Genomic DNA, 5,342 nt, shown 5'->3' on the forward strand with positions numbered 1-5,342 from the left:
TTTTGGGCGTTGAGCACCAAAGCTATTTAGTTAGGACGGAAGACGGAAGACCGAAGACGGAAGAAAAGCAGCCGTCATTCTGGTAATGAGCTTAATATCCGTCAATATCGAATATCAATCAATATTCTAATATTTATTCCACGAAATTAACTGCGACTTTAACATAGGTATAATTATTAAAACATGAACAAAATCTTTTCAACAAATACCTATAAAGAACGCAGGGGGCGATTAAAGAAAATAATGGGTTCCGGTGTGCTCCTATTTTTAGGGAATGAAGAAAGCAGTATGAACTTCAAAGACAACTGGTATCCTTTTAGGCAAGACAGTACTTTCCTTTATTTTTTTGGTTTGGATATGGCGGGGCTAACGGCAGTGATTGATATTGATCAGGATATAGAGATCATTTTTGGGGATAATTTGACTACTGTAGAAACTATTTGGCAGGGGGAACATCCCCCTATTTCAGACTTGGCAATGATGGTTGGGGTAGAAAAAACTAAATCCAAAAGTGAAATCACCAAGTTTTTGGCTTCTGTGTCTGATCGGCGAATCCATTTCCTACCTCCTTACCGGCCTGAAAATCTTCAAAAGTTGGGAGGCTTGCTCAACACATCCCTTCATGAAATTTCTTCCTTAGTTTCAGTGGATTTCATCAAGGCTGTTGTCTCATTGAGATCCATCAAGTCAGAGGAAGAAATCCTGGAAATTTCAAAGGCGGTGAATATCAGCGTAAGCATGCACAAAAAATTGATGCTTGGAGCCAAATCAGGAATGAAAGAATTTCAACTTCTTGGCCTGGTGACAGGAGAAGCCCTTTCCTTGGGAGGTAATGTATCCTTTCCTCCCATCATTACCATCAACGGACAAATTCTGCACAACCATAATTACTCCAATCCCCTTACAGCCGGTAAAATGCTTTTAGGGGATTTTGGTGCGGAATCTGCCATGCATTATGCTGGGGATATTACCCGTACAATTCCGGTAGGATCCAGCTTTTCCGATAGTCAAAGGGAAATCTATCAGATTGTGCTCAATGCATACAAAGCCGCTGTCAAAGCACTAAAACCGGGGATAATTTTCAGGGATGTTCACCTCTTGGCCTGTAGGAAGCTGGCGGAAGGTTTAAAAGGACTCGGGATAATGAAAGGCAATCTTGATGAGGCGGTGGATCAGGGAGCCCATGCTTTGTTTTTTCAGTGTGGCTTGGGCCATATGATGGGTCTTGATGTACACGATATGGAAGATTTGGGAGAGGAATATGTGGGCTACACCGATGAGCTCAAAAAAAGCAGTCAATTTGGTCTGAAATCTCTGCGATTGGGCAAAGCACTGGAAAAAGGTTTTGTCATCACCATAGAACCTGGAATTTATTTTATCCCTCAACTGATTGAACAGTGGCAGAAAGAAAACCTGCACAGTGATTATATTGACTACGAAAAACTTGCCCAATACCAGGATTTTGGAGGTATTCGGGTTGAAGACGGATACCTAATTACAGAAACAGGAGCAAAGCTATTGGGTGGGCATTTACCCATAGAAATCCATGAAGTGGAGCAGATGCGAGAAAAGTAATAAACCTAAAACCATCCAATTAAATATAGATGAAAAAACTACCATTCAAGTTCGGCGCTGAGGTTTATACCTGGTATATGAACAACAACGGAGAAACTTACAGGGATCAATTGGGTCATATGATCGAGATCATTTCCAAAGCGGGATTTACAGGAATCCAGCCCATTTTTTCCTGGATGGGAAAACTTTCAGATCCGGTTTTGTTGGAGGAAAAACTCAAGGAACAGGGCATAGAACTGGCTGCTGTTGCCTTGGCCTTGGACTGGAACGGTGCAAGCGAAACTGATGAAGAAAGGAAAGTGGCTGACAATGCGATAGATTTGCTCAAGAGATTTCCTGGTTCTGTGCTTTGTACTGTTCAAATTCCCACGGGTCGTCATGACCTCGTTCAAAGAAGAAAAAGTCTAACTGATATTGTAAACGCAGTTTCCCGAAGGGCTAAAGAAAAAGGAGTGGATAGCAGTTTCCATCCCAATTCACCGCACACCTCGATTACGAGAACAGAAGAAGATTATAAAGTGATAATTGAAGGTTTAGACCTTTCGGTTACAGGTTGGTGCCCTGATCTCGGGCATATCATCAACGGCGGCATGGACCCTCTGGCCAAAATGAAGGAATATCAATCCATCATCAACCATGTGCATTACAAAGATTGGGACGGAAATCCTGAGTTTGCCCTGATGGGAAATGGGAAAGTGGACCTGCTAGGCATTACCCAATGGCTGAAAGATATTGGATATGCAGGTTGGATTATCTGCGAGGATGAAGGACAAGAAGCTTTGGAAGATCCGGATTTTGTAACGCTACATGATGGGAAGTGGGTGAATGAGGTATTAGTGCCGGGGCTGGTTTAGAAGCGAGAGGCGAGAAACGAGAAGTGAGGAACTAGACCCAAGATACGAGAACCAATGCCTGCCAAGAAGAATTTCAGGGAACCGAGAAAAAAAGGAGACGTCATTCCGAGTGGATAAAATTGGCATTTACAGAAAGGGGAATGACATCAAGGTGGGCGTCATTCCGAGGCACGAGGAATCTCTAGAGGTCCTTTTTATGCTTGTATTTATCATTTCCTGATCCTTATAAGATACTTCACCTCGATAATCTTATGAAGGATGGGAAGTGATGGATTGACTATTTTGTTTATCATAAGGATGTTAAATTTGAAAAAATCACAAAACGATTATCATGAAAATATTAATTGATTATTCGGAACACGAATCAGTTTTTGAAGAATTAAGGATCGAATCAGCGAAATATCTTTCAGATTTTGCGATAAGGATAAAATTCAGTGATGGTAATGAAAAACTTGTCGACTTTAAACCATTTTTATCTAAATCTGTACATCCTTCAATTAAAAAGTATCTTGACGAAAAAAAGTTTTCAAATTTCAGTCTGATAGAAGGTAATCTTAACTGGAATGATTATGATCTTATTTTTCCTATCTCGGATTTGTATAGTGGTAAAATAGGTTAAATTATATTTGACCATTATAAAAAAAATAGAAAAACATGCCTACAATAAACACCAACGGAATCAATATCTACTTCGAAGAAAGAGGTTCGGGAGAACCGCTGCTCCTGATTATGGGCATCACAGCACCAGGATTGGTATGGGAAAAACATGTGGCCCATTGGGCAAAATCTTTTCGCTGTATCTTGGTGGACAACCGGGGTGTCGGTAAATCCGACAAACCTGAAGGACCCTATACTTCTCATCAGATGGCGCAGGATTGTATTGGGGTTTTGGATTATTTGGGTTTGGGGGTTGTAAAGGTGGTCGGGGTTTCGATGGGTAGCATCATCGCGCAACAGATGGCCATCCATTTTCCGACAAGGGTCAAAGCCATGATACTGATGTGTCCTTGGGCCAGATGTGACAATACAGCCAAGGCTATTTTTCAGCACATGAGAGATTGTAAGGCAAGGTTAAAACCTGAGGAATTCAGTGTGTATATTCAGTTGTTGATTTTTTCAAAACGGTCTTGGGATGATGAAGATATTCATACAGGCTTGTTGGAAGACCGCAAAAACGCAGCCTTGGATCCCAATCCACAGCCATTGATCGGGCTGGAGGGTCAGGCCGCCGCATGTGTTTCCCATTCTGTTTTAGTTGATCTGGCAAAGATTCAATGCCCGACTTTTGTCTTGGGAGGTGAGGAAGATGCGTTTACTCCTGTTTGGATGACCAAGGAAGTTGCCGGAGCCATCCCCAATTCCAAACTGCATATCTACCTCCAAAGCGGCCATGCTTTCCATTGGGAGAACCTGGAGGATTTTAATGAAAGGGTTGATCAATGGTTGAAGAATCTTAAATGAAGTTGGCAAGGATTGAAATGGGTTATTTTCTCAATTCCTTTTCTCTATCCTCAAATTTTCGTCTCATTTCTGTTAACTGGTCTTGAAATGCAGGATTCAAGGCAAGGTTATTCTTTTCTAAAGGATCTGATTTTAAATCATACAATTCCTCATGCTGAGGATCATTGATGTAACGGAAATACTTCCAATCTTTTGTTCTAAGACCTTCGCTTGGCGCTATAATATCCACCTGCCAAAGATGTTCGCATATAAAATCTTCCCGCTCAAAATCAGGACTGTTTTCTTCTAAAAATCCGGCTAGACTTAGGCCTTGCCAGGATTTTGGAATTTCAAGACCGGCAAGATCAAAAAGAGTCGGGGCTATATCAATATTCAAAACCATGTCTTTTACTTTTCGGCCTTGGACGGATCTTGGATCATAGATGAACATGGGAATCCGTAGGGAATTATCATACATCAACCACTTTCCGGCCAGTTGACGTTCTCCCAAAAAATAGCCGTTGTCGCTCATAAAAATGATAACTGTATTTTTGTCCTTTCCCAGTTTTAGTAACTCCTCTCTTATCAACCCAATTTCATGATCAATTTCCGAAATCATCCTGAAGTATCCCTTCAAACTCCTTTGGTATTTTTCCTCGGTGTCGAATCTCCAATGCCAACGGTTACGGTTTTCACCTTCCCGAACATAGACGGGTTGCGCATCAAAATATTCCCGATCACTTAAAAGAGGTCTAGGAAAATGTTGTGATGCATACAATGAATCAAATTCCTTCTCCCAAAAATATTGCTCTTCCGCCGGATCATGGGCGTGCGGGGCACTGAAACTCAAAGAAAGCATAAATGGCTTTTCTTGGGGAGCTTGGCGGATAAACTCAATTGCTTTTTGGCCCGTATAGCGGGTCAAATGAACTGTATCCATCCCGAGTGTTTTATAGAAATAACCTCTTCTATCTTTGTAGCGGTCCAACCTGTCGTAATTCTCACCAATATCAAACAGCCCTTCAAAACCGGAATAATTGACACCGAATTTCCCGAAAAAGCCAGTATGATATCCGCTTTTTCTCATCACTGCAGGATAGGATTGATCAATAAATGGTTGTTTGATTTCCCCTTGCCCAAAAGTATAGCCATGTGTTCTCTCATAAGTTCCCGTTAAAATACTGGCCCTACTCGCTGCACATATTGGCGTGGTTACAAAGGCATTTTCAAAAAATACCCCTTCCGCAGCAAGCCTGTCCATTTCAGGAGTATGGATTAAATCGTTTCCTGCAAATCCCAAGGCATCCCATCTTTGATCATCTGTCAGAATGAAAATAATATTGGGTTGGTCATTTTGAGAAAAACCGGGGAAACCTAAGCTTAGAATGCAAATGATGGATAACACAAGAATTCTGCCCATATTTTTTAGAAATTTTTGAATTTGTTAATCTTAGTTATGCCATGACTTCGAGT

The 5,342-nt window shown here is 41.3% G+C and carries 5 protein-coding genes; 4 read left to right on the top strand and 1 reads right to left on the bottom strand.

The features are described 5' to 3' along the window. The first annotated feature begins 183 nt into the window (after positions 1 to 183). From ACEW8U_RS21125 to ACEW8U_RS21140, 4 genes are all read left to right on the top strand, one after another. Positions 184 to 1,575: an aminopeptidase P N-terminal domain-containing protein gene (locus ACEW8U_RS21125; protein WP_373524040.1), complete on the top strand. Its 1,392-nt coding sequence runs from the start codon at positions 184 to 186 to the stop codon at positions 1,573 to 1,575. Positions 1,576 to 1,604: 29 nt separating this feature from the next. Further along, complete coding sequence (locus ACEW8U_RS21130) at positions 1,605 to 2,429, top strand: sugar phosphate isomerase/epimerase family protein (RefSeq protein ID WP_373524041.1); 825 nt, start codon at positions 1,605 to 1,607, stop codon at positions 2,427 to 2,429. Positions 2,430 to 2,760: 331 nt separating this feature from the next. After that, on the top strand, positions 2,761 to 3,048 hold the full coding sequence (locus tag ACEW8U_RS21135) for a DUF2442 domain-containing protein (protein WP_373524042.1): 288 nt from the start codon (positions 2,761 to 2,763) through the stop codon (positions 3,046 to 3,048). Between the two features lie 35 nt (positions 3,049 to 3,083). Beyond that, the gene (locus ACEW8U_RS21140) at positions 3,084 to 3,890 is read left to right on the top strand and encodes an alpha/beta fold hydrolase (protein ID WP_373524043.1); all 807 of its coding nucleotides are present in this window, start codon (positions 3,084 to 3,086) and stop codon (positions 3,888 to 3,890) included. 22 nt (positions 3,891 to 3,912) lie between these two features. On the opposite strand, the gene ACEW8U_RS21145 is transcribed toward ACEW8U_RS21140, so the two are convergent. Further along, on the bottom strand, positions 3,913 to 5,289 hold the full coding sequence (locus ACEW8U_RS21145) for a sulfatase (RefSeq protein WP_373524044.1): 1,377 nt from the start codon (positions 5,287 to 5,289) through the stop codon (positions 3,913 to 3,915). Positions 5,290 to 5,342: the final 53 nt, after the last annotated feature.

The sequence above is a fragment of the Aquiflexum sp. genome (assembly GCF_041751335.1).
Classification (GTDB): Bacteria; Bacteroidota; Bacteroidia; order Cytophagales; family Cyclobacteriaceae; genus Aquiflexum.

Bases quoted from the DNA above. Each gene is read 5' to 3' on its own strand.
- ACEW8U_RS21125 (WP_373524040.1), top strand. From the start codon at position 184: ATGAACAAAATCTTTTCAACAAATACCTATAAAGAACGCAGGGGGCGA.
- ACEW8U_RS21130 (WP_373524041.1), top strand. From the start codon at position 1,605: ATGAAAAAACTACCATTCAAGTTCGGCGCTGAGGTTTATACCTGGTAT.
- ACEW8U_RS21135 (WP_373524042.1), top strand. From the start codon at position 2,761: ATGAAAATATTAATTGATTATTCGGAACACGAATCAGTTTTTGAAGAA.
- ACEW8U_RS21140 (WP_373524043.1), top strand. From the start codon at position 3,084: ATGCCTACAATAAACACCAACGGAATCAATATCTACTTCGAAGAAAGA.
- ACEW8U_RS21145 (WP_373524044.1), bottom strand. From the start codon at position 5,289: ATGGGCAGAATTCTTGTGTTATCCATCATTTGCATTCTAAGCTTAGGT.